This is a genomic window from Deinococcus sp. AJ005 (assembly GCF_009017495.1).
Taxonomy (GTDB): domain Bacteria; phylum Deinococcota; class Deinococci; order Deinococcales; family Deinococcaceae; genus Deinococcus.
Window position 1 is genome coordinate 2649665 of the sequence record NZ_CP044990.1, and the last position, 20591, is coordinate 2670255.

Below are 20591 nucleotides of genomic sequence, written 5' to 3' on the forward strand. Positions count from 1 at the left end.
GGAGTTGGATGGGGGTTCTGGAAAATTCTTTCCAGCACTACAATGATGCTCAGCACATCGCAGTTGCCCCCACACTCCACAGGAGTCTCAAACACCCTTGACCCTTTCCGCCAGCGATCAAAACACAACTGTGACCGCCTATCAGGTGGGGGTCTTTGCCCTGGTGCGGCAGCGCGACACCTACCTGATCGTGCGTCCCCGTGCGCCGCTGCTGCCCAGCGGGCTGTACGGGCTGCCGGGGCTGATTCTGGGTGCGCCCAGCGGCGACAATCTGGTGGAATCGCAGTTGCGCCGCGCGCTGCTGTCGCAGGTGGGGCTGGCGGTGGCCGAGTTGCGGCTGGTCGGCTCGCACGCGGCGCGGGGGGTGCAGGGCGGGAGCGGCGACGCCCGGCTCAACCTGATCTTCGGCAGCGAGTACTGCTCGGGCATCCTCAATCCCCAGGCCAGCGAGCTGCTGGGGGCCGAGTGGATGAACGGCTCCGACCTGTTCCGCGCAGGCGTGCCCGAGTACCTGCTGGCCGCCGTCCGCGAACTGGAAACCTCGATTGCCCCGGCCACCCCTCCGGCCCCGGCCAGCACAGGCCGCTTTCCCCGGCTGTTCGGCAAACAAAAATAGGCCGGGACAGCCCCCTCTGATTAGCCCCCTTTGATCCTCAGCGTTCGTAGCCGACGATGATCTCGCCCTCGGTCAGTTTGCGGTTGATCATGCTGGTGCGGGTGTAGTTGAGGACAATCCTGCCGCTGCCCAGTTCCAGCAGATTGAGGGTGCCCTTGACCCCGTTGCCAGCGGTGGCGTCGCTGCCGATCATTTTCCACTGGAAGCCGCTGCGGACGTCCAGCACCCGGTCCGGGGCCGTGCTGGGCGGGACCAGGGTGGGCAGGGCGCTGTAACCTTCCGGGCCGCGCATCTCGCCCGTTCGCAGATTGATGCTCACGCCGTCCAGCACGCCATTGAGGCCAGCGGTATTGCCAAACAGCACGCGGGTGGTGTCACGCGACAGCAGCAGCCGCAAGGTCTTGTCCGTGGAGGCCAGCACCGACTGAAACACCAGATACTGCTTGTATTCCTCCTCAGTAATGCCCAGCCGGGGATCGTAGGGCGCGCGCACGCCCTTGCTGGCGCTGACGATGACCTGATACAACGCTTCCGGGCTGCCGCCCACCCGCAGCACCCGCGTCTGTAAACCCACGGTGGACAGGTTGGGCCGCTTTTCCAGCACGGTGGCAGACTGGCCCGGCAACGGCAGCAGGGCTGCCAGCCGCGACACATTGCCCGCCGTCAACGGGGACAGGACCTCGGTCGCCTGGGAGGAGACCAGGGTTGCCGAAAAGACCAGAAAGAGAAGAGTAGGGGCCGCCTTCATGCCAGTTTCGAGCATAGGGCGCGCGGGTGAGAACTCCTGGTGAAAATGCTCACCTGAAGATCAGCGAAGGCGGCGCTGGAACGCCTAGCAGACCGTGCGCCCCTCCATGCCAGTAAGACAAAAAAGTGGGGCGAGAGCCGCAGCTCCCGCCCCACCTCTGACTTGAAGGTGCTTAGGCCTTGCCGACGCTGCCCAGCACGCCCATCTTGTGTTCGATGACCTGCGACATCACGTCTCTGGCGCGGCCAAAGATCTTGCGCGGATCGAATTCCTTGGGCGTGGCCTGCAACACTTCGCGGATTCCTACCGTGCTGGCCAGTCGCAAATCGGTATCTACGTTGACCTTGGCGATGCCGAACTGCGTGGCGCGCTGCAAATCCTCGTCGGCAATCCCTGCCGCGTCGCCGATCTCGCCGCCCGCCGCACGGAAACGCTCGACGATTTCCTGGGGCACGCCGCTGGAGCCGTGCGCCACCAGCGGAATCCCGGTCATGCTGGCGATCTTCTCGATGCGTGCGTGGTCGATGTAAGGGCGGCCCTTGCCCTTGAACGCTCCGTGGCTGGTGCCGATGGCAATCGCCAGATAATCGGTTCCGGTCTGCTCGATAAACCGCACGGCTTCATCGGGATCGGTCAGGAAGGCGTCCTTCTCGTCCACGACGATATGTTCCTCGATGCCGCCCAGACGGCCAATCTCGGCCTCCACGCTGATGCCCATCGCGTGCGCGGCCTCCACCACCCGGCGGGTTTCCCTGACGTTGCCCTCGAAGTCGGAGTGGGAGGCGTCGATCATCACGCTGGTAAAGCCCATGCGGATGGCGTTCAGCGCCGACTCGTAGCTGCTGCCGTGGTCCAGGTGCAGGGCGACGGGAACGGTGGCCCGCTTTGCCAGATCGATGACGATGTTCGCCAGATCCTGCCCGCCGTACTTGATGGCTCCCTCGCTCATCTGCACCATCACCGGACTCCGCAGCCGCTCGGCGGTGTGGATGATCGCCTCGGTGATCTCCATGTTGTTGGTGTTGAACGAGCCGACGCCGTACTTGCCAGCGCGGGCGGGAATCAGGATGTCATTACCGGTTACGAGCATGATTGCCTCCTTGTAAGCTCCCCTACTGTACCCGGCTGGCGCGGGCGGGGGTCAAGTCGTTTGGACACGGTCAAAAGATATGGCGGTCCTCTCAGCATCCCGGCTCCGGCGTACCATATTCCCCATGACCCCCGCCCGCCCCGCTGCTGAATTCAAGGCACCCGACTTCACGGCCCTGCTGTCTGACCGCGCCCGGCGCATGAACGCCAGCGCTATCCGCGAGATTCTGAAGATCACGCAGCAGCCGGACGTGATTTCTTTTGCCGGGGGGTTGCCAGCGCCAGAGCTGTTCCCGCTGGAAGAAGTCCGGCGCGCCGCCGACACGGCCCTGACGAAATATGGCCCCGCCGCCCTGCAATACAGCACCACCGAGGGGCATCCGCCGCTCAGGGAATGGATAGGCAACAGGGCCGGGATTCCCGCCGCCAATGTGCAGATCATGACGGGCAGCCAGCAGGGGCTGGACTTGCTGGGCAAGATCCTGATCTCGGAGGGCGACACCGTGCTGGTGGAGGCCCCCACCTATCTGGGCGCGCTGCAATCCTTCCAGCCCTACGGCCCCCGCTATGTGCAGATGCCCACGGATGATGGCGGCATCGACGTGGACGCGCTGGAAGCCATTCTCAAGACGACTCCGGCCAAGCTGCTATATGCCGTGCCCAATTTCCAGAACCCCACCGGGCGCACGCTGAGCGCCGAGCGCCGCCGCCGTCTGGTGGAATTGACCGGGCAGTACGGCGTGCTGGTCATCGAGGACGATCCCTACGGCCAGTTGCGCTTCACGGGCGAGGCCGCGCCCAGCCTGTACGAACTGGGGCTGGAGTACGCCGGGGACGTGGATTCAAACCATGTCATCTACTGCTCCAGCTTTTCCAAGACCCTGGTGCCGGGCCTGCGCGACGCCTGGGTGCAGGCCGCCGCGCCCCTGATTTCCAAGCTGATTCAGGCGAAGCAGGGGGCAGATTTGCACACGCCCACCCTGAACCAGATGATCGTGACCGAGCTGCTGGACGAGGTGCTGCCCCGCCAGATCGAGATGGTTAGGAAGGCATACGGCGAACGCGCTGCCCTGATGCTGGGGCACATCGAGAATGAGTTCCCCGGCAGCGTGGAGTACACCCGGCCCGAGGGCGGCATGTTCCTGTGGATCACGCTGCCGGGACAGATCGACAGCACGAAGATGCTCGTGCGCGCCCTGACCCGCAACGTGGCCTACGTGCCTGGCAGCCCGTTTTTTGCCCTGGGCGGCGGCGAGAACACCCTGCGCCTGAGCTACAGCAACGCCACGCCGGAGCAGATCGAACGCGGTATCAAGGCGCTGGGCGAGACGATCCGCGAGGCGCTGGACTGATGCCAGAATTGATGACCGGAGCAACGGCGGACGTCCTGGCCGAGATTCTGGCCGAACGCCAGCGGCAGGACGCCAAGTGGGGCCAGCAGGACCACGATCCGTCCACCTGGCTGATGGTTCTGGCCGAGGAGGTGGGCGAGGCGAATCAGGCGGTGTTCGAGACGCTGTTTCCCATTTACGACAAACGGGCGGCCCAGCGCGGCCCGCGTACCCTTGCGGAGTACCGCCAGGAACTGATTCAGGTGGCGGCAGTGGCCGTGGCGGCGATTGAAAGCCTGGACCGTCAGGATCAGTCGCCCGGATGAATCGCGCCCCCATCGGAGTCTTCGACAGCGGCGTGGGCGGCCTGAGCGTGCTGGCCGAACTGCGCCACCTGCTCCCACACGAGGATTTCATCTATCTGGCCGACACCGCGCACATCCCTTACGGCGCGCGGCCCGGCGAGGAAATCCGCGAATTGACGGACCGGGCTGTTTCGGAATTGCACGCACGCGGCGTCAAGGCCGTGGTGGTGGCGTGCAATACAGCGTCCGCGTTCAGCCTGGAACATTTACGTGCCCGCTTCGAGATGCCGATCATCGGGCTGGTGCCTGCGCTCAAGCCCGCCGTGGCCGCCACGAAAACGGGCGTGGTGGGCGTTCTCGCCACCCCTGGCACGCTGCGCGGTACGTTACTCCAGGACGTGATCCACACTTTCGCCGATCCGGCAGGCGTGCGTGTGCTGACCGCCGTGAGCGCGGAACTGGTGCCACTGGTGGAGGCAGGGCAGGCAAACACCGAACGCACCCGCGAAGTCCTGCACGAAACGCTTGCGCCGCTGGCCGAGGCCGGAGCGGATCAACTGGTGCTGGGCTGCACGCACTATCCATTCCTGGCAGACAGCATCCGGGCGGAGTTTGGCGGCACCTTCACCCTACTGGACAGCGGTGCGGCAGTGGCGCGGCACACCCGCAACGTGCTGGCGACTGCGGGGCTGCTGAATAACCATCAACAGCAGGGCAAAGCGTCCTATTTCGTGACCGGAGATGTGGAGGCCGCCCGCCCCGTCTTCGCGGCCCTCAGCACAGGCCAGACCGAACCTCTGCATCTGGCGGCAACCGGGGGATAAGCTGCGGGCCATGTCGTCTCCTTCCGGTTCCCACAAATTGCCCGTCCGCGAGGGGCGTGACCTCCTCCAGCCCCGGCCCCTGACCGTGCGGCGCGGCGTCAACCCCTACGCGCCGGGCAGCGCGCACCTGACGCTGGGGCGCACCGAGATTCTGGCCACCGTGACGCTGGAGGACAAGCCCGCCCCGCACATGCGCGGCAAGAAGGAGGGCTGGCTGACCGCCGAGTACGCCATGCTGCCGCGCGCCACACATGACCGGACGCCGCGCGAGCGTGGCCTGCAAAACGGGCGGCGGCACGAGATCCAGCGTCTGCTGGGCCGTGCCCTGCGCGCCAGCATGGACCTGCGCCCCTTTAAAAACCAGACCATCTACGTGGACTGCGACGTGCTAGTGGCGGACGGCGGCACGCGCGTGGCGAGCATCCTGGCGGCGCACGCAGCGTTGCACGACTTCTGTGACCGACTGGTCAAAGGCGGCACCCTCAGCGAGTGGCCCCTGCTGCACAGCGTCGGCGCGATCAGCGTGGGCTACGTGGGGGCGGAACTGCGCGTGGATCTCGATTACGCCGAGGACAGCACCGCTCGGGCAGACCTCAACATCGTCGCCACCGACGCCGGACTGATCATCGAGGCCCAGGGCGGCGCGGAAGACGGCCCGCTGACCGTGCCCGAATATATAGCCCTGCTGAACGCCGGAACAGAGGCCGTCCAGGGCGTGCTGCGCGAACTGGGGCGGCAGTTGACTTAGAAGAAAACACCTCTCCTGTGGAGCTGTGCCAGCCAGTCTGCTTCGCTGCCAGCCCTCCTTAAAAGAGCGCAATTGACCGTGCCACGCAATACCCCCCCTGTCTCCCTTTTAAGGGGAGATGCTCCGCAGGGGGCAAAGGGGTTAAGCCGTGGAAACCGCCATTCACATCAAAACACGGAAAAAACCAACCCCAAACCTTGACTGAACGTCGCCCCCGCCTCTGCCCCATCCCCTGCGCTAAACTCCTGAGCATTCCCAAGGAGGATCACCAATGAGCGTAGCGAAATTTATCGGGCGGGCGCTGCTTGCCAGCATCTTTATCAAGAACGGTCTGGACCATCTGCAAAACCCCGAACCCATCGTGCGTGCCGCGCGGGGTGCAGAAATCCCGCAGCCCGAACTGGCCGTCCAGATCAACAGCGGCGTCATGGTAGGCGCGGGCGCGCTGCTGGCGCTGGGGCTGCTGCCGCGTCTGGCCGGTACTGCGCTGGCCACCAGCATGGTTCCCACCACTGTCATCGGCCACCCGTTCTGGGACAAGAACGGCAAGGAGCGCGAGCAGCAGCAGACGCAGTTCCTGAAGAATCTGGCGCTGTTCGGCGCGCTGATCTATGTGACCGGGCAGGACTGATACGGACTCCGATTGAAAGGTGTTGGAGACACCTGCAAATCCGAACGGGCGTCCAAGCGTCCTCTCTGCGAGCTGTACCAGTCATGGGCGTTGCTCTGGACAAGACAGTGGGTGGGAGAAAAACAGGTTCCGGGCGTGGAGTGCAGCAATCGGCGCTGTCCCGATTTCCGCATGGAACAGACGGAATTCGTATGAGCGCGCCAGTCGGGCGGGCCTTGCCGCAAGTGTGCGTAAAGGTCTGCCTTTCCACGCCGCGCCTCCCCGTGCCTACACTGCTGTATGACTAGGAATCCGAACGAAGATGACCAGCGGGGCGGTCTGCCCGACGATCTAGGCAACGGCATGAGTGACCGTAGCGGCTATTACGACGAGTCCAAGACGGGCATGACCGATACGCCAATTGGCCGCGAACGCCCATCCCCAAAAGCGGTGCCGGACCATCCGAAAGACACCGACGATTCGGGCACGACATTCGACGCAGATACGGGAACGGGACGGGAACTGTAAACCGACATTCAGAGGGAGGCGCGGTGGCACTTTTGGCCCCTGCGCCTCCCTTTACACTGCCCCTTGCTATGCTCGCCTCTTCCCTGCCCCCCCACACACTCTCCGTCGCCCCGATGATGGACTGGACGGACCGCCACTGCCGCGCCTTTCACCGCACGCTGACGCGCCGCACACTGCTGTATACCGAGATGATCACCACGGGCGCGATCCTGCACGGGGACCGCGAGCGGCATCTGTCGTTCGCGGAGGCCGAGCATCCGGTGGCCCTGCAACTGGGCGGTAGCGACGCCTCAGCGCTGGCCGAATGCGCCCGCATCGCCACGGAGTACGGCTACGACGAGATCAACCTGAACTGCGGCTGCCCGTCGGACCGCGTGAGCAGCGGCTCTTTTGGCGCATGCCTGATGGCCTCGCCGGACGTGGTGGCCCGCGCCGTGGAAGCCATGCGGGGCGCAACGCATCTGCCTGTGACCGTCAAGCACCGCATTGGCATCGACGATCTGGACAGCTATGAACACCTGAGCGGATTTGTTCGGACGGTGGCGGCGGCGGGCTGCGAGACCTTCATCGTCCACGCGCGCAAGGCGTGGCTATCGGGCCTGTCGCCCAGAGAAAACCGCGAGATGCCGCCACTGCGCCACGACGTGGTGCGGCAACTCAAGACAGATTTCCCAGACCTGACCATCGTGCTGAACGGCGGCCTGCTGACGCTGGAAGACGCGCAGGACGCTCTGGCCTGGGCCGACGGCGCGATGATCGGACGGGCCGCATACGGGACACCGTATCTGCTGGCGACGGCAGATCAGGATGTGTTTGGAGACGAGCTGACGCCGCCCACCCGCCGCGAGGCGATAGAGGCGTTTCTGCCCTTCGTGGCCGCCGAGTTGCAGGCTGGGCAGCCCCTCAACCGCATGATGAGGCACACGCTAGGGCTGTTCGCGGGGCAGCCTGGGGCGCGGCACTGGAAACGCACCCTCAGCGAGCGGGGACACAGGACGGGCGCGGGCCTGGAAGTGGTGCAGGAAGCTCTGGCAGGCGTGCCGGACGGCGTGCTGGATGCCCAACCGAACCTACTACGGCGGCAGGGGGCTGAAGCTCCTGCCGCCGCTATTTCAGGGTAACTTTCCCGCTGAACGTGGCCGAAACGTTGAACTGCTCGGGCAACACATCGGCAAAACTGCTGAGGTCGCCGGACATGGCCGTGATCCAGGTGTCGTAGGAGCCAGCGGTCACTGCACTCCCCACATTCAGTGTGGTCGGCAGCGCCGTGGAATACACCGAGACGGCCAGCGGGTCCCCGGGCTGTTCCGCCTGACCGCGGAGAACGGCGGTCTGGCGGCTGGTCAGGGACGAGGTCTCGACCCGGCTGTTGGCCACGTAGGAATAGAGCCACTTCGCGTCGGCAGGCAGCTTGCCCCCGAACGTGACCGCACGCTGGTTGATCGTCGCCGCGCCCCCGTCTACGAAACCGAGTGTCGCGCCGGGTTTTGGCAGGGTGGCCGTGGTCGCGTAGACCAGACCGTTCTGGATCAGGCCCGCGCGGTACTCTCCCGCCGGGTATTTTGTGGCGTCAGGCAGCGCCCACCAGCACCAGTTGTTGATATTCTTCGGGGATAGCTCACAGCTCAGGCTTTCATTGCCGGGGGCCGTCACCGTGAAGGTTGAGGCCTGTGTCTCGCCGCTTTCCGGGCGGTAACGCACCGCGATGAAGCGTCCCGGCGCGGCCCCGAAGGGCTGGAGATTCCACACGTAGGTGCCCACCGCCAGTTCCAGACCGTAGGTGGAGACCACCAGCGTGGCCGTCTTACCGCCCGCGCTGGCCGTGATTTTTACCGGACTGTCGGTGGCGGTCAGCCGCTTGACCGTCAGGTTGCCCGGAGCGTCCACCCCAATGACACCGGGCTGGCTGGAGGTATAGGTTACCTGCGTGGGCAGGGCCTGACCGTTGACATCGCGCAACACGGCGCTGAGCTGGGCTGATGCGCCAACGGCCAGGGACGTCCCCCCTGTGAGTTCGAGGGTGGCGGCGGTGGGCGTCAGATCACCCCCACCACAGGCACTGAGGACGGCGGTCAACATGAGGGCGGCGGGCAACAGGACTCTGGGCATGAAGGCTCCTTCATTTAAACTATACCCGAAGTTACTGACCAGGAGACCACCCAATGGGGGCAGAGGAAGTGAAATGCTCGTCCAGGCTCTTCGGAGTTCGTCTCTTTCTAGCGATCAGGTCAGTTCGCCGCGCACTCCGGGCACTGGCCGTACAGGGTGACCTCATGCGCCTCCACCACGAAGCCGCCGGGGTAGACCGTACCGCTGGGAAGCGCGACAGGACAGGTGTGCAGCGTGAACACGCGCCCACAGCGGGTACAGGAAAAATGATGGTGGTGGCCCTTGCCCGCCGCCTCATAGCGGGTCTCGCCGTCCAGCGTGACCGGATGGATCTGGCCCTGCTCGGTCAGCAATTTCAGGGTGCGGTACACCGTGGCGATGCCCAGGCCTGGCAGGTCACTCTGGGCCAGCCCCAGGATCTCGGGCACAGCCAGCGGCCCCGATGCACGGCCCAGGACCTGGGCGATCACGTCGCGCTGGCGGGTGCTGCGGGTGGCGGTCATGGCACCGAGGCTAGCAGACCGGGCCAACAGAGATCAAAAAGCAGCCCACCATTACGCGGCGGGCTGTTTCAAAGCGGAAACTTCTGTTTGCAGGTGAAACTCAGCGCAGGTTGGGATTGCCCTTCTCGTCGGGGGCGATGACGCTGCCCTGGGCCTTGGCCTCCACCACGCTTTTGGGGATGGGCACCACTCCGGGGTGATCATGGCTGGCGGCAAGGGGGGGCGCGCTACCCTCGGCACTGGCCTGATCGTTAAAACTCTGGGCCTGCCCGGTGGGGGCACTGGGTTTCAGGAAAGAGGCGGTGGCGCTGGGACTGGTGGTTGCAGAAGTGGTAGACGCGGTTCCCATCGGTGTGGAGCCACTGCCAGCCGATGTAACCGGAGCATCACTCTTGCTCAGCGACGGTCCAGCGGAGGCTGCTGAGCGGTCCATTGGTTTGGGCTTGGGCGCACCCGGTTTGGAATCTCCGCCAGACTTTTCCAGCATGTTGTTGGCGATTTCTTCCAATTTGGGGGTCAGTACGCGGTCCGACAGGGTCTTGACCGCCAGCGTGCCCAGGGTGGCCAGCAATGCGCCGCCCAAGCCGCCGCCTCCCTTCTGGGATTTCTGCGCCTTGATCAGTTCTTTCTGGTACTTGACGGGACTTTCGGCGTTCACGTAAATCTTCCTGGTGCGCTTGAACTGCGTGCCGATCAGCAGGCCCAGAACCGCGCCCACGGCAGAAGCGCCGCCCAGCATCTTGACCGGCTCTTTTTGCATCTGCACCTGAAGGTTGGCGCGCTCGGCCAGCACGTCCAGACTGGCTTTCAGGCGTTCACGGGCGGCCTCGCGCTCCGTCAGACCAGCGGTGGAATTGAACTCGGCCATCAGTAATCACCTCCGCCCTTTTTGATGTCGTCTTTGTAGGTGGGATCGGTGCTGACCGGGATGCCGGGGGCGTCACTCAGAACGACGGGTTCCTGCAAGCGGGGATCGTGCTTCTTACCGCTGTGCGCACCAGTCTCGGCGTGGCTGGCGCTGGGCACCTCGCCCTTGTCCAGCTTCTCGTTCAGGGAGCCGCCGTACATTTTTGCGGAACCGTCCGGCTCGCTTTCATAGATTGGTACGGTGGAGGTGCCGCCCTCCACGCGCACGGTGGCCTGCTGACCGTTCCCCCCCACGTAGCGGTTCTCGCCGGCGGCGTACTGACCGGGATCGCGGGGCACTTCAACCGAGGTCCGGCTGGCAGGCTGGCGCGAATCCTGGTCTTTGGCCAGGTCGGGTGCGCCCACCCGTGCCTGCTGATTCCCGGCAGTGTGCTGCACAGACGCGCCCAGGCCAGCGCTGCCTGTGGCCTGCACCGGGCTGGACTGCACTGCAGTGGCCTGCACCGGGACTGGCTGAACCGAAGTGGCCTGGGCGGCGCGGCGTTCCTTTGCAGCCTTCTCGGCCTGTTCGGCCTGATACTGCGCTTCCAGGCGTTCGTCCTCGGTCATAGAGGCCAGGCTCTTGGCGCGGGGTTCGTCGGTTTCCACTTCCGCACCCAGCTTGCGAATACCCAGCAGGATCATCACGCCCGTGACCACGAAGCTGAACACGGCGATCAGCAGCGCGGCGGCCCAGGCACCCAGGCCCAGCCGCATCAGGCCGTAGAAGACCGCCAAAATCATGAAGATCAGCGCCAGAACCAGCGGCCCGGTGGCGGCCAGCAGCAGCACCACGCCCAGACCCTTGGCCTTGGCGATCTCGCTGAATTTTTTGACCAGCGCATTGATCTCGGATTTGACGAGGGTCACGCCCGCATCGAACACATCGACAATGGCCCCTCCCATACTCTTGCGTTCTTCCATCATTCCCTCCGGGGAGCGGCCCCACGCCCAGAACAGCGTGAACAGACAGGCCAGATAATGCCCAGCATAATAGTTAATGTGTCGCAAATGCCCCAGATGCAAGGAAACCTGAACCCCCACGCGGCCCCGCCGGGCCTGAGTCTGGCTCAACACAGCAACAAGCTGGAGTTGACCGCACGCGGTTACATGCTGTGGCGCGCACAATCGCTGGGCCTGCTGAGCGGCGCACCCTTCGGTCTGGAGCGGGAGGCCCGGCTGTTCCGTTCCCTGTGCAGCCCGCAACCGGGGCAGGACTGGCTGGACGCCGGGACCAGCGCGGGCTTTTACGCGGGCGTGCTGGCGGCGGCAGGCTGCCGGGTGCTGGCCGCCGATCTGAGCGCCCCCATGCTGCGCGAGGGCCAGCGCCGCGAAACGAGTGGCAACATCGACTGGGCACTGCTGAATCTGGAGGACAGCGGCCTGCTAGACGAGAGTTTTGACGGCGTGACCGTGGGCGCGACCCTGAACGAAACACATGACCCGGCCCGTTTTCTGCGGGAGCTGGCGCGCGTGCTGCGTCCCGGCGGCCAGTTGTGGCTGATGTACCTGCCGCGTACGGGCGGCCCGCTGCAAAGCCTGCTCTCCAGACCCGCGCTGGGCGGCCTGAACTTTCCCGATCCGGCCTGGGTGGGGCGGCAATTGCCCGGAATGCACCTGACCGACGGCCTGGGCATCGGCGCCGTCAGGTTCGGGCGCTATGTCAAAAACCAGCAGCAGTAGAGACCAGCAGCAGTCAGACCTCAGAAATCAGTCGGAGCAGGACGCTGTGTAAAGAGCGCTGTGTAAAGGATTGATCTCGCCTTCTACGCCCGCACGCGTGCCCATCTGTCAGGAGTCTGTAAGAATGTGGGAGGTTTGCCCCTGCCAGACCCCCTAGACTCTGCGACAAGGAATTGTGCCCATGATCAAGACGTCCCTGCCCTCCTCCCACAACCCCGCTGCCCCGGCGCAGGCGGTGGCCTATTGCCGGGACGTGACGCGCGACCACAGCAAGACCTTTTTTCTGGGGTCACGCCTGTTTCCGTTGCGGCAGCGGCAGGCGGTCTGGGCGGTCTACGCGGCCTGCCGCACCGGGGACGACATTGCCGACGAGTCCACAGCCGACAGCGTGAGCGCCGAGCTGGACGTGTGGTGGAACCGGATTCAGAGTGCCTTCGCCGGGCGGCCCGGACCCGATCCGGTAGACACGGCGCTGGCCTGGGCCGCCCGCACCTACCCGATTCCTCTGTCGGCCTTCGCCGAACTGCACGATGGCCTGCGGATGGACCTGGGGGGTCACGTCTACCGCGATATGGACGATCTGACGCTGTACTGCCGCCGGGTGGCCGGGGTCATCGGCTTCATGATCGCCCCGGTCAGCGGCTTCAGCGGCGGCGAGAAAACCCTGCAACACGCCCTGATGCTGGGGCAGGCCATGCAACTGACCAACATCCTGCGCGACGTGGGCGAGGACCTGACGCGCGGGCGGATCTACTTGCCGCAGACCCTGCTGAGCGAGTATGGCATCACGCCCGCCGATCTGGAACGCGGCGTGGTGACCCCTGAATACCGCGCCCTAATGGCCCACCTGTGCGCCCTGGCCCGCAACTGGTACGCCGAGGGCCGCGCCGGAATTCCCTGCCTGCACGGCAGCGCCCGTTTGGCCGTCGCCACCGCTGCACGCGCCTACGAGGGCATTCTGGACGATCTGGAACGTGCAGGCTACGACAACTTCAACCGCCGCGCCTATGTCAGCGGCACCCGCAAACTGCTGATGCTGCCCCGCGCCTGGTGGGAATTGCGCGGCGCGGTGAGCGGGTAAGAGAATCTCGACGCCACACTGAAATCTCAACTTCACGCTAAAAACCCCCTCCACCACACCGGGCAGAGGGGGTTTTCCTTGAGTCGATCTCTCAGGTCAAGCCTTACTTCGTCCCGTTCACAACCACGATGCGGCCTTCCGGCTCGGCGGTCAGATTGGGGTTGGCCTTCAGGTAATCCACCAGAATGTCGATGTCCAGCTTGCCGGTTTCCAGGATCGGCGCACCCTTGAACGAGGTAAAGCCGTCGCCGCCGCCCGCCGTGAAATTGTTGATGGCGACCTTATAGATTTTGGTCTCATCCAGCGGCTGCCCGTTCAGGGTCACGGCGCTCACGCGGCTGCCCACCGGCTTGCTGGGATCGAAGGTGTAGCTCATGCCCTTGGAGACGTGCAGGAACTGGCCCTTGTTCTCGCTCCAGGTGGCGACGCCGTATTCCAGGGCATCCCGAATCTTCGCGCCGGTCAGGTCCAGGATGGTCAGGGTGTTGCCGAAAGGCTGCACGGTGATGGCCTCATCGAAGGTGATCGGGCCAGCGTCGATGCTGGCGCGCACGTTGCCGCCGTTGACCAGTGCCAGCTCTGCCCCAGCCTGCTGACCAGCGGCCAGCGAGGCGTCGGCCAGCACGTTGGCCATGCCGCTCTCACGCTGGCGAACCAGTTCGCGGCTGCCGTTGAGACCCCCCGGTGCGTTGCCCACCACCTGACGGCGCAGGGCGGCAATCGGCACGGTCAGGGTGGTGACCATGCGTTTGGCGGTGTCGTCCTCGGGCACGTCGGCAGACACCGGGATGGGGTTGCCCTCCCAGGACTGCACGGCCCCGGCATCGTCGAACTTGACCTGAAGGCGGCCCAGCACCTTGCCCCATTCCCACGCGGCCACCAGCAGGGTCTTGTTGCCGTCGGGGTTGTTCACCACGGTGGGGTACGGCCCCTCGCTGGCGGGGAAATCCTTGTTGTCGAAGGTGCCCAGCAGTGTGTGCGAGTGCCCGCCGACGATCACGTCCAGGCCCGACACCTTGGCCGCCACTTGCTGCTCCAGTGTGTAGCCCAAGTGGGAGACCAGGAAGACCTTGTTGATGCCCTGTGCCTTGATGGCGTCGGCGCTGGCCTGGATGCTCTGAATCACGTCCAGCATCTTGACGTTGTCGCCAGGGCTGCTGATCAGCGGCAGATCAGGGGTCACCGCGCCAATGACGCCGACCTTCTCGCCGCCCACGTTCAGGATAGCGTAGGGCTTGATACGGTCCTTGAGCAGCGGCTCGGCGCTGACGTCGATGTTGGTGGCCAGCACGGGGAAGTTGGCCTTGTCCACGAATTTGGCCAGCGCCGCCGGGCCGTCGTCGAACTCGTGGTTGCCCACGGCCATCGCCTGATAGCCCTGGTAATTCATGAACAGCACGTCGGCCAGCCCCTTGTAGACGTTGTAGAACAGCGTGCCCTGGAAGGTGTCGCCCCCGGACAGCACGAGGGGGTTGGGGTCCTCAGCGGCGTACTTCTTGACCAGCGTGGTCTGGCGGGCGTAGCCGCCGTACGTGCCCTCGCCGATCTTGGTGGGTTCCAGGTGCCCGTGCAGATCGTCGGTGTGCAGCACGGTGATGGTGATCGGCGCGGCGGACGCCGTGCCCAGCAGGGCGACGCTCAGCAGAAGGGAACGTGTGAGTTTCATAGAGCTTTTATGTTAGCCCGGATTGCCAGATCGTACTCAAGGTGGCGCGGGCCAGAACGACATCTGCGCTCCCTTTGCCAGATCAGGGTTCCAGCAGGTCCAGCAGCCGTGCCAGCAGCTCAGCGTTTACACCTGCCTGGGCATAGGGACTGACGTTCGCCCCCAGCACTGCCTTTACCGTGGCCTGCCCACCCGGCACCATCAGCCCGTACCGGGTCAGGGTCAGGTTGAGGGGACCATCCGGCGTGGCGAAGCGGGCGCGGGTCATGAACGCCTGCGTCCTGGCCTCCAGCGCGGCACGGGCCTGTTTCAGCGCCAGCTCCTGCGACGGCGAGAGAATGGCGTGCAGCGATGTTTCCAGTCTGCGGGCGTCGGCGGGGGGCAACGCCTTCCGGGTCAGCAGAGGCCGCAGCAGGGCGCGCAGGTCCTGGCTAGCCACGGCGTCCAGCGTGATCTCCTCACGCTCCAGCAGGCCCGGCAGCAACTGGACCGTGATCAGCAGATCCAGGGTGGGCAGCACGTCCTGAATGGCCTTTGGGTTCACACTGAATCCTTCGGGCACACGCTGTGGCGCTGGCAGGGGCATTCGGGCCACCGACGGCCCGGCAGCGCCCACGCCGCCCAGCAACAAGAGGGCCAGGGTGGCGCGCAGGATCAGGCGGGTCATGGTTCCAGCCTAACGGCCCCCGATGACGCGCTCCTGAACGCAGGGCGAGAAACACAGCAAAGGAGGGCACCCCGAACTGGCGTGCCCTCTTACTGTTTGAGCTTTGAGCATTCCGGGCTTTAGCGGCCCAGACGCTTGCTGCGCTGGAAAGTGTTCTCCTCTGGGAAGATCACAGCTCCCTTCTGGGGCAGGAACGTGCGGCTATAGGCGGGCTTCCCCTTATTCAGGGACAGGCCGTTGAGGTTCTCGTACCACTTGTAGGGCTGCACCGCCACGCCCGCCGTCTTGGCGGCGTCCAGCACCGTGCGGTAACCCTCGTGGGCCGACTTGGCAGCAGCCAGATAATCCATCGCGTCGTAACTGCTCTGGGCCTGGGCGAACAGCGCGTCAGCGCTGGTGGCGGCCACCGCCACCTTGCCTTCCTGCGAGGCGCGTCGGCTGAGTTCCAAGATGGCGTTGGTGTTGTTCAAGTACGCAGCGCTCAGGTAGCGGTACTGGCTGTCCAGGTTAAACTGCCCAAAATCGCGCGACAAGTCGTTATAGGACATGACGGTGGCGCTCTCATCACCCACGTTGGCAAACAGGTAGGGGCCGCTGGGACCATAGGAGATGTTCTGCTCGCTGTCGTAACCGTCGTGTGGATGGGACAGGCTGAGGTGGTGACCGGTCTCGTGGACGCTGGTATCGGTGAAGCCGTAGCCCGCATTATTCAGGTCCGGGGTCAGAAAGGAGTAGACGAAGCTCTGGGTGCCGGTTTCGCTGTCATCGTACGCAATGCCCAGCAGGCCCGGCTGGGTGTTGGCTTGGTCATTGAACAGATAGATAGGCAGCAGATACTTAGTGGCGGGGGTGGCTGCGTACTCCTGACGAAGCTCCTTCACGCTGTACTGAAAGAGTTTTTCCCCGGTCGCGTCGTAATATTCCGGCGAGCAGATGTCGGCAGGCTTGCTGGGATCGACGAAGAAGCACTTGTATACGTCGGCCAGGCTGCCGTTCAGTGGCGTTTCCTTGACCGTGGTAGTGAACTTGGTAAATGGCTGGAGCGGCGCGATGCGGCTCTGGGCCAAGTCGGGCTTGTACACCTTGCCCTGAAGCACGGCACCCGTGCCCTGCTCGACATGCACATCCAGCGCAATTTCTTCGGGCAGTTGCGGCGGCGTCAGGGCGGCGCGGTAGATCGGGCTGGGCGTGAACAGCAGATTGAGGGCCACGTAGCGCGTCACCAGCGCCAGATCCGGGCTGACCTTGCGCCCAAAGCCCAGGCTGGCCTTGCGGGTGCCGTACTCCCAGATGGGCGGCATGCGGTAATCGGCCACCCCGTCGCCGTCCACGTCCGGGTTGCTCACGTCGTAGCCGTTGGTCCATGGATCGGGGTTGGCCGACAGGTCGTAAAACCATATGCGCTGCGCCGATTTGCTGGGGCGCACGCTGCCGCCCCAGGCAATCAGGCGGCGACTGGACTTCGTGCCGAATGGCGCGCCAGTATCACTGTCGGCGGCGTCCACGCGGGTGTAGCTGTGCAGCTTGAAATCGGGGCGGTCATACCAGTTGACCATGAAGATGGTGTATTCGCCGGGCTTGACGCCCACCTGCGATACGTGATCAGCCAGCCAGTCCTCGGTTCCTCTAGCGTCGATCTCGTAATTGCTGTCCACCACCCGGTTGATATTGGGAGAGGGAGTCTTGCAGGTGGGATTGCCAGTGTCCGGGTCCAGATCGTTCTGACAGTTGTAGAGCTGCTGATAGACCGTGACGGGCGCGGCCTTGCCGTTCTTGCCCAGATAGTCGAAGAAACTATCCTCGAAGCCCTTGTCGGCAAACACGTAGTTGTACTGATAATCGAAGGCGTTGCCGGTGGGTTCTTCACGCCCATACGAGCTGGGAATGCGCGCAATCGCCTCGTATGATTTGGGCAGAATTTCCTTGAAGTCCCCGGTGTTGATCTGCCGCGCGGTGGCGATCTGCCCAGGACTGGTCTGACGGTAACCCACGAACACGATATTGACCTTCAATCTGGTGCGGATGGTGTCCTGCTGCCCCGGCTTGAGCGTCTTAAGCTTGCTGAAATCGATGGGCGTCGGGACAGGCTGGGGGGTGGGTTGCGGATTGGGCTGAGGGGTGGGGGCAGGGCTGTTTCCGTCACCGCAGGCGGACAGCAGAGAAAGGCTGAGGGCCAGCGCGCCGAGCATTCTTTTCTTCATACGACTCCTTGAACTGCGTTCCCACATCGTCACGTCAGTGTCGCTGCCGTTACTGGGAAGCGCAGGGGCCGACCGGAAAAAGGCGAGCAAGCCAGAACCGGGCAGAGATGCGTTGGGATGAACACCAGAATTGTAACCCCCTTCAGGCTTGAAACAGAAGACGGCTCTCCGACTGATCAGTTCTCTTGATTCAAAATCTCTCCTTACTCTGGGGTGGTGGCGCGCGTCCGCCCCGTCCCCCCTGTCCGGCCTGTCTACCCGCCCCGCCTTGACCTGGCCCCACCCCGCCCGCTAACCTCTGCCTAGCTCCCGCGTGGAGTCTGTACCACCCAGCACCACCCACTTCAGAGCGCCCGAGAGACCTGGCTCGTAGACGGCGCGGCAACCGGACTTCATTGCGTCACGGTGCCAAGGCCAGCCCCCCGGTTTGCGGCTCAACGATGAGCGCCGCGCCGGGCGGGACCAAGCGGGAAGGTCACGCGGATGACGATATTCGCCCCTTCTCTTCTACTTCGAGAGAGGGGCGCTGCCATTGTGTTCACAGTGGACCCAGCAGGCGGCCCCCACCCAGCCCACAGCGGAGGCCCTCCCATGCCCCACAAATTTGAAACCCTGCAAGTCCACGCCGGACAGAAACCCGATCCCACCACGGGTTCACAGGCCGTGCCGATCTACCCCACCAACAGCTACGTCTTCGAATCCCCGCAGCACGCCGCCGACCTGTTCGGCCTGCGCGCCTTCGGCAACATCTACAGCCGGATCATGAACCCCACCAACGCCGTGCTGGAGGAACGAATCGCGGCGCTGGAGGGCGGCGTGGGGGCCTTGTCGGTCTCCAGCGGGCACGCCGCGCAACTGGTGGCGATCCTGAACGTGGCGCAGGCCGGGGACAACATCGTGTCCTCGCCCAACCTGTACGGTGGCACAGTTAACCAGTTTCGCGTGACCCTCAAGCGGCTGGGGATCGAGGTGCGCTTTACGGGCAAGGACGAGCGCCCGGACGAATTCGCCGCCCTGATTGACGACAGGACCCGCGCGGTGTACTTCGAGACCATCGGCAACCCGGCGCTGAACATTCCCGATTTTGAGGCGATTGCCAAGGTTGCCCACGCGCAGGGTGTGGCCGTGTTCGTGGACAACACCTTTGGCGCGGGCGGGTACTTCTGCCAGCCGCTGAAGCACGGCGCAAATATCATTGTCGAATCGGCCAGCAAGTGGATCGGCGGGCATGGCAACGGCATCGGCGGGGTCATCGTGGACGGCGGCAATTTCGACTGGGGCAACGGGCGCTACCCGCTGATGACCGAACCCAGCCCCAGCTACCACGGCCTGAAGTTCTGGGACACCTTCGGCGAGGGTAATCCGCTGGGCCTGTCCAACGTTGCCTTTATCACGCGCGCCCGCACCGAGGGCCTCCGCGATCTGGGGACCACGCTGGCCCCGCAGCAGGCGTGGCAATTTATTCAGGGCCTGGAAACCCTATCGCTGCGGGCCGAGCGGCAGGCGCAGAACACGCTGGCGCTGGCGACGTGGCTGGCGGGCCATCCCGACGTGACCCGCGTGACCTACCCCGGCCTGAGCAACCACAGGCACTTTGACCGTGCCCAGCATTACCTGCCGCGCGGCGCGGGCGGTGTGCTGACCTTCGAGCTGGCCGGGGGGCGGGAGGCGGGCGAGGCGTTCATCCGCAGCGTGCAACTCGCGCAGCATGTGGCCAACGTGGGCGACACCCGCACGCTGGTGATCCATCCGGCCAGCACCACCCACAGCCAGTTGGACGAGAACGCACAGACGGCGGCAGGGGTCACGCCGGGGCTGGTGCGCGTGTCGCTGGGCATCGAACACATAGACGACATCAAAGAGGACTTCGCGCAGGCGCTGGCCGCCGCCCTGATGGAAGGCACCTCAGAGACTGAGACTCCCGGAGTCACAGCGCTTGGGGTCACAGGGGGAGTGTGACCGCCCTGTCCCGCACCGCCGTTGCCCCGCCCCCGCCCGCCGAATCGGAGCGATGTTCGCCCACTGATTTTCAGGTCAAGGTGGTCACGCTGTTCCGTACCTCTCCCCTGTTGCTGGACTGCGGGCGGCCCCTGAGTGACGTGCGGGTGGCCTACCACACCTACGGCGAGGCGCGCGATGAGGCCACGCTGGTGCTGCATGCCCTGACCGGCGACAGCGCCGTACACGAGTGGTGGCCGGACTTTCTGGGTGCAGGGCGGCCCCTGGACCCCACGCGCGACTACATCGTCTGCGCCAATGTGCTGGGCGGCTGCGCGGGCACGGACGGCCCGGCAGCCCTGGGGGACCTTCCCATCTCTCTGCGGGACATGGCCCGCGTGGGCCGGGCGCTGCTGGAGCATCTGGGCGTGCGGCGCGTGCAGATCATCGGCGCAAGCATGGGCGGGCTGCTGGCCTACGCGTGGCTGCTGGAATGCCCCGATCTGGTGACGCGGGCCGTAGTGATTGGTGCGCCCGTGCGCCATTCACCGTGGGCAGTGGGCCTGAACAGCGCCGCCCGCGCCGCCATCCGCGCGGCCCCCGGCGGCGAGGGCCTCAAGGTGGCCCGCCAGATCGCCATGCTGTCCTACCGCAGCCCGCAGAGTCTGGCCGCCACGCAGACCGTGCAGCGCAGGCCAGGGGTACATGCCGTCACCTCTTATCTGGAATATCAGGGTGAGAAACTGCTGGCCCGCTTCTGCGAGCGCAGTTACGTGACCCTGACCGGCGCGATGGACGGGTTTCAGCCGAACGACGCCGAACTGGCCTCGATCCGCACGCCCGTCCTTGCCATCGGCATTTCCAGCGACGTGCTGTATCCGGCTGCCGAGGTCCAGGCCGGGGCCGCCGCGCTGCCGAACGCCACCTACTGGGAACTGGACAGCATCCACGGCCACGACGCCTTTCTGATGGACGCCGGCGAGTTGCCGGGTCGGGTGGGGGCATTTCTGCGGGGCGCGGCAGTAGAGGGCTGAGGCT

At 64.9% G+C, this 20591-nt stretch carries 21 protein-coding genes and 1 riboswitch; of the genes, 12 read left to right on the forward strand and 9 right to left on the reverse strand.

Annotation, left to right across the window (positions count from 1 at the left end):
• Positions 1-97: 97 nt before the first annotated feature.
• Positions 98-616, forward strand: coding sequence for a hypothetical protein (locus tag DAAJ005_RS14720; protein WP_226342449.1), 519 nt, complete (start codon positions 98-100; stop codon positions 614-616).
• A 37-nt stretch (positions 617-653) separates the two neighbouring features.
• Here the strand turns inward: DAAJ005_RS14720 and DAAJ005_RS14725 are convergent, their stop codons facing one another.
• Together DAAJ005_RS14725 and fba are read right to left on the reverse strand one after the other, a co-directional pair.
• Positions 654-1364, reverse strand: a complete 711-nt coding sequence (locus DAAJ005_RS14725) for a hypothetical protein (RefSeq protein WP_226342450.1) — start codon at positions 1362-1364, stop codon at positions 654-656.
• Between the two features lie 172 nt (positions 1365-1536).
• On the reverse strand, positions 1537-2454 hold the full coding sequence (gene fba, locus DAAJ005_RS14730; protein WP_151847768.1) for a class II fructose-1,6-bisphosphate aldolase: 918 nt from the start codon (positions 2452-2454) through the stop codon (positions 1537-1539).
• Between the two features lie 124 nt (positions 2455-2578).
• Between fba and DAAJ005_RS14735 the strand changes: the two genes are divergently transcribed.
• The 7 genes from DAAJ005_RS14735 (at position 2579) to dusA (ending at position 7920) form a co-directional block, all read left to right on the forward strand.
• Positions 2579-3805, forward strand: coding sequence for a PLP-dependent aminotransferase family protein (locus DAAJ005_RS14735; protein ID WP_226342451.1), 1227 nt, complete (start codon positions 2579-2581; stop codon positions 3803-3805).
• A complete protein-coding gene (locus tag DAAJ005_RS14740) occupies positions 3805-4110 on the forward strand; it encodes a hypothetical protein (RefSeq protein ID WP_226342452.1) in 306 nt (101 codons plus the stop codon). The genes DAAJ005_RS14735 and DAAJ005_RS14740 overlap by 1 nt, the downstream gene beginning before the upstream one ends.
• Entirely contained in the window at positions 4107-4913 is an 807-nt protein-coding gene (gene murI / locus DAAJ005_RS14745) for a glutamate racemase (protein WP_151847769.1), read from the forward strand. Before DAAJ005_RS14740 ends, murI begins: the two co-directional genes overlap by 4 nt.
• Positions 4914-4923: 10 nt before the next feature.
• Positions 4924-5661 carry a ribonuclease PH gene (gene rph, locus DAAJ005_RS14750; protein ID WP_151847770.1) on the forward strand — a complete coding sequence of 246 codons (738 nt, stop codon included), beginning with the start codon at positions 4924-4926 and terminating at the stop codon, positions 5659-5661.
• Positions 5662-5932: 271 nt separating this feature from the next.
• Complete coding sequence (locus DAAJ005_RS14755; protein WP_151847771.1) at positions 5933-6292, forward strand: DoxX family protein; 360 nt, start codon at positions 5933-5935, stop codon at positions 6290-6292.
• A 279-nt stretch (positions 6293-6571) separates the two neighbouring features.
• The gene (locus tag DAAJ005_RS14760) at positions 6572-6799 is read left to right on the forward strand and encodes a hypothetical protein (RefSeq protein WP_151847772.1); all 228 of its coding nucleotides are present in this window, start codon (positions 6572-6574) and stop codon (positions 6797-6799) included.
• Positions 6800-6867: 68 nt separating this feature from the next.
• Positions 6868-7920 (forward strand): tRNA dihydrouridine(20/20a) synthase DusA, encoded by a 1053-nt coding sequence (gene dusA / locus DAAJ005_RS14765; protein WP_151847773.1) that lies wholly within the window; start codon positions 6868-6870, stop codon positions 7918-7920.
• Here dusA and DAAJ005_RS14770 read toward each other — a convergent pair.
• From DAAJ005_RS14770 to DAAJ005_RS14785, 4 genes are all read right to left on the reverse strand, one after another.
• The gene (locus tag DAAJ005_RS14770) at positions 7907-8908 is read right to left on the reverse strand and encodes a hypothetical protein (RefSeq protein WP_151847774.1); all 1002 of its coding nucleotides are present in this window, start codon (positions 8906-8908) and stop codon (positions 7907-7909) included. The genes dusA and DAAJ005_RS14770 overlap by 14 nt on opposite strands.
• A gap of 119 nt (positions 8909-9027) precedes the next feature.
• Positions 9028-9411, reverse strand: a complete 384-nt coding sequence (locus DAAJ005_RS14775) for a Fur family transcriptional regulator (RefSeq protein ID WP_151847775.1) — start codon at positions 9409-9411, stop codon at positions 9028-9030.
• A 100-nt stretch (positions 9412-9511) separates the two neighbouring features.
• Positions 9512-10279: a hypothetical protein gene (locus tag DAAJ005_RS14780; RefSeq protein ID WP_151847776.1), complete on the reverse strand. Its 768-nt coding sequence runs from the start codon at positions 10277-10279 to the stop codon at positions 9512-9514.
• Positions 10279-11328, reverse strand: coding sequence for a phage holin family protein (locus tag DAAJ005_RS14785; protein ID WP_226342453.1), 1050 nt, complete (start codon positions 11326-11328; stop codon positions 10279-10281). The genes DAAJ005_RS14780 and DAAJ005_RS14785 overlap by 1 nt, the downstream gene beginning before the upstream one ends.
• Here DAAJ005_RS14785 and DAAJ005_RS14790 point away from each other — a divergent pair, their 5' ends adjacent.
• Positions 11329-12000, forward strand: coding sequence for a class I SAM-dependent methyltransferase (locus DAAJ005_RS14790; protein ID WP_226342454.1), 672 nt, complete (start codon positions 11329-11331; stop codon positions 11998-12000).
• A gap of 181 nt (positions 12001-12181) precedes the next feature.
• Positions 12182-13081, forward strand: a complete 900-nt coding sequence (locus DAAJ005_RS14795; RefSeq protein ID WP_151847777.1) for a phytoene/squalene synthase family protein — start codon at positions 12182-12184, stop codon at positions 13079-13081.
• A 103-nt stretch (positions 13082-13184) separates the two neighbouring features.
• Here the strand turns inward: DAAJ005_RS14795 and DAAJ005_RS14800 are convergent, their stop codons facing one another.
• The 3 genes from DAAJ005_RS14800 to DAAJ005_RS14810 form a co-directional block, all read right to left on the reverse strand.
• Positions 13185-14747, reverse strand: coding sequence for a bifunctional UDP-sugar hydrolase/5'-nucleotidase (locus DAAJ005_RS14800; RefSeq protein ID WP_151847778.1), 1563 nt, complete (start codon positions 14745-14747; stop codon positions 13185-13187).
• 82 nt (positions 14748-14829) lie between these two features.
• On the reverse strand, positions 14830-15414 hold the full coding sequence (locus tag DAAJ005_RS14805) for a hypothetical protein (protein ID WP_151847779.1): 585 nt from the start codon (positions 15412-15414) through the stop codon (positions 14830-14832).
• A 119-nt stretch (positions 15415-15533) separates the two neighbouring features.
• On the reverse strand, positions 15534-17615 hold the full coding sequence (locus DAAJ005_RS14810) for a hypothetical protein (protein ID WP_151847780.1): 2082 nt from the start codon (positions 17613-17615) through the stop codon (positions 15534-15536).
• 336 nt (positions 17616-17951) lie between these two features.
• A riboswitch (SAM riboswitch) is annotated at positions 17952-18062 on the forward strand.
• Between the two features lie 144 nt (positions 18063-18206).
• On the opposite strand from DAAJ005_RS14810, the gene DAAJ005_RS14815 reads away from it, so the two are divergent.
• Positions 18207-19574, forward strand: a complete 1368-nt coding sequence (locus DAAJ005_RS14815) for an O-acetylhomoserine aminocarboxypropyltransferase/cysteine synthase family protein (RefSeq protein ID WP_151847781.1) — start codon at positions 18207-18209, stop codon at positions 19572-19574.
• Positions 19571-20587, forward strand: coding sequence for an alpha/beta fold hydrolase (locus DAAJ005_RS14820; RefSeq protein WP_192930789.1), 1017 nt, complete (start codon positions 19571-19573; stop codon positions 20585-20587). The genes DAAJ005_RS14815 and DAAJ005_RS14820 overlap by 4 nt, the downstream gene beginning before the upstream one ends.
• Positions 20588-20591 lie beyond the last annotated feature (4 nt).

What these genes read in the sequence shown, in the direction of transcription:
- DAAJ005_RS14810 (WP_151847780.1), bottom strand. Translation starts at nt 17,615, where the DNA reads ATGAAGAAAAGAATGCTCGGCGCGCTGGCCCTCAGCCTTTCTCTGCTG.
- DAAJ005_RS14725 (WP_226342450.1), bottom strand. Translation starts at nt 1,364, where the DNA reads ATGAAGGCGGCCCCTACTCTTCTCTTTCTGGTCTTTTCGGCAACCCTG.
- DAAJ005_RS14815 (WP_151847781.1), top strand. Translation starts at nt 18,207, where the DNA reads ATGCCCCACAAATTTGAAACCCTGCAAGTCCACGCCGGACAGAAACCC.
- DAAJ005_RS14735 (WP_226342451.1), top strand. Translation starts at nt 2,579, where the DNA reads ATGACCCCCGCCCGCCCCGCTGCTGAATTCAAGGCACCCGACTTCACG.
- rph (WP_151847770.1), top strand. Translation starts at nt 4,924, where the DNA reads ATGTCGTCTCCTTCCGGTTCCCACAAATTGCCCGTCCGCGAGGGGCGT.
- DAAJ005_RS14790 (WP_226342454.1), top strand. Translation starts at nt 11,329, where the DNA reads ATGCCCCAGATGCAAGGAAACCTGAACCCCCACGCGGCCCCGCCGGGC.
- DAAJ005_RS14805 (WP_151847779.1), bottom strand. Translation starts at nt 15,414, where the DNA reads ATGACCCGCCTGATCCTGCGCGCCACCCTGGCCCTCTTGTTGCTGGGC.
- DAAJ005_RS14755 (WP_151847771.1), top strand. Translation starts at nt 5,933, where the DNA reads ATGAGCGTAGCGAAATTTATCGGGCGGGCGCTGCTTGCCAGCATCTTT.
- DAAJ005_RS14740 (WP_226342452.1), top strand. Translation starts at nt 3,805, where the DNA reads ATGCCAGAATTGATGACCGGAGCAACGGCGGACGTCCTGGCCGAGATT.
- dusA (WP_151847773.1), top strand. Translation starts at nt 6,868, where the DNA reads ATGCTCGCCTCTTCCCTGCCCCCCCACACACTCTCCGTCGCCCCGATG.
- murI (WP_151847769.1), top strand. Translation starts at nt 4,107, where the DNA reads ATGAATCGCGCCCCCATCGGAGTCTTCGACAGCGGCGTGGGCGGCCTG.
- DAAJ005_RS14795 (WP_151847777.1), top strand. Translation starts at nt 12,182, where the DNA reads ATGATCAAGACGTCCCTGCCCTCCTCCCACAACCCCGCTGCCCCGGCG.
- DAAJ005_RS14775 (WP_151847775.1), bottom strand. Translation starts at nt 9,411, where the DNA reads ATGACCGCCACCCGCAGCACCCGCCAGCGCGACGTGATCGCCCAGGTC.
- DAAJ005_RS14780 (WP_151847776.1), bottom strand. Translation starts at nt 10,279, where the DNA reads ATGGCCGAGTTCAATTCCACCGCTGGTCTGACGGAGCGCGAGGCCGCC.
- DAAJ005_RS14770 (WP_151847774.1), bottom strand. Translation starts at nt 8,908, where the DNA reads ATGCCCAGAGTCCTGTTGCCCGCCGCCCTCATGTTGACCGCCGTCCTC.
- fba (WP_151847768.1), bottom strand. Translation starts at nt 2,454, where the DNA reads ATGCTCGTAACCGGTAATGACATCCTGATTCCCGCCCGCGCTGGCAAG.
- DAAJ005_RS14800 (WP_151847778.1), bottom strand. Translation starts at nt 14,747, where the DNA reads ATGAAACTCACACGTTCCCTTCTGCTGAGCGTCGCCCTGCTGGGCACG.
- DAAJ005_RS14760 (WP_151847772.1), top strand. Translation starts at nt 6,572, where the DNA reads ATGACTAGGAATCCGAACGAAGATGACCAGCGGGGCGGTCTGCCCGAC.